Origin of the sequence: Bradyrhizobium sp. UFLA01-814, from assembly GCF_046718885.1 — a bacterium.
Lineage (GTDB): Bacteria > Pseudomonadota > Alphaproteobacteria > Rhizobiales > Xanthobacteraceae > Bradyrhizobium > Bradyrhizobium elkanii.
The window spans coordinates 1-1,815 of the sequence record NZ_JAQOSR010000358.1; the positions used below are offsets into that span (position 1 = coordinate 1).

At 63.0% G+C, this 1,815-nt stretch carries 1 protein-coding gene; it reads right to left on the reverse strand.

Annotated features, from left to right (window positions below):
- Positions 1 to 1,815 (reverse strand): beta strand repeat-containing protein (locus PMN64_RS42785; RefSeq protein WP_411785108.1); only part of this gene is annotated, 1,815 nt, incomplete at both ends.

The window sequence follows — 1,815 nt, forward strand, 5'->3', positions numbered from 1 at the left end:
TGACAGCGTGCCGGCGGTCGGATTGGTGGTGTCGACCACAACCGTGACCACGTTGCTGGTCGAGCTGTTGCCCGCCGGATCGGTGACGACGGCGTGGAACAGGTAGTCGCCATCGGCGAGGCCGCTCTGGCTTGCCGAGGTGCTCGTCCAGGTCACGCCGCCATTGGTCGACTTCTCGTACGACACTGTAGTGCCGTTGGCGTCGGCATTGCCGGTCAGCGTCAGCGTGAAGGTGTTGTCGGTGGTCACCGGCGGCGTGTCGGCGGTGCCGGTGTCGGTCAGGCCGGTGAAGGCCAGCGTGCCGGCGGTCGGCGCCGTGGTGTCGATCTTCACCTCGATGGCGTTGCTGGTCGAGCTGTTGCCTGCCGGGTCGGTGACGATGGCGTGGAACAGGTAGTCGCCATCGGCGAGGCCGTTCTGGCTTGCCGTGGTGCTCGTCCAGGCCGCGCCGCCATTGGTCGACTTCTCGTACGACACTGTGGTGCCGTTGGCGTCGGCATTGCCGGTCAGCGTCAGCGAGAAGGTGTTGTCGGTCGTCACCGGCGGCGTATTGGCCGTCCCCGTGTCGGTCAGGTTGCTGAAGGACAGCGTCCCGGCGCTCGGCGCCGTATTGTCGACCTTCACCTCGATGGCGTTGCTGGTCGAGCTGTTGCCCGCCGGGTCGGTCACCACCGCGTGGAACAAGTAGTCGCCGTCCGCCAAGCCGCTCTGGTTCGACGTCGTGCTGGTCCAAGTCGTGCCGCCATTGGTCGACTTCTCATACGCCACCGTCGTGCCGTTGGCGTCGCTGTTACCGCTCAGCGTCAGGTCGAAGGTGTTGTCGGTGGTCACCGGCGGCGTATTGGCCGTCCCCGTGTCGGTCAGGTTGCTGAAGGACAGCGTCCCGGCGCTCGGCGCCGTATTGTCGACCTTCACCTCGATCGCATTGCTGGTCGAGGAGTTGCCGGCGGGATCCGTCACCACCGCGTGGAACAGGTAGTCGCCGTCCGCCAGGCCGCTCTGGTTCGCCGTCGTGCTGGTCCAGGTCGTGCCGCCATTGGTCGACTGCTCGTACGTCACCGTCGTGCCGTTGGCGTCGCTGTTGCCGCTCAGCGTCAGGTCGAAGGTGTTGTCGGTGGTCACCGGCGGCGTATTGGCCGTCCCGCCGTCGGTCAGGTTGCTGAAGGACAACGTCCCGGCGCTCGGCGCGGTGTTGTCGACCACCACCTCGATGACGTTGCTGGTCGAGCTGTTGCCGGCCCCGTCCGTGACAACGGAACGAAATTGATAATCACCATCAGCTAAATTACTCAGGACGGTCGCTGAAGTCGTCCAGCTGGAACCTCGGTCTAGCGAGATCTGATAGGATACACTGTCAATGCCACTTACATCATCCCCAGGATGTTGCAGGTGCAGATTGAATGTACCGTCCTCCGTGATCGGAATCGTGTCGCCACTGCCTGTATCGACAAGGTTGGTAAACGACAGCGTACCGCCGCCAGGCGGTGTATTATCAATAAAGACGTCGAGTATATTGCTGGTCGAGGAGTTGCCGGCCGGATCGGTGACGATGGCCCGAAACTTGTAATCGCCGTCCGCCAAGTTCGTCTGCGAAGTTGTCGTGGTCGACCAATGGGCGCCGCCGTCGGTGGAAACCTCATAGGACACACTGGTGCCGTTGGCATCGCTGTTGCCGCTTAGGGTGATGTCGAAGTTATTATCCTTCGTGTGAATGGGCGGGCTGTTAAAAACGCCTGTATCGGTCAGGTTGGCGAACGCCAGCGTGCCGGCGGTCGGCGCCGTGTTGTCGACGGTGACCGTGATCGCGTTGCTGGT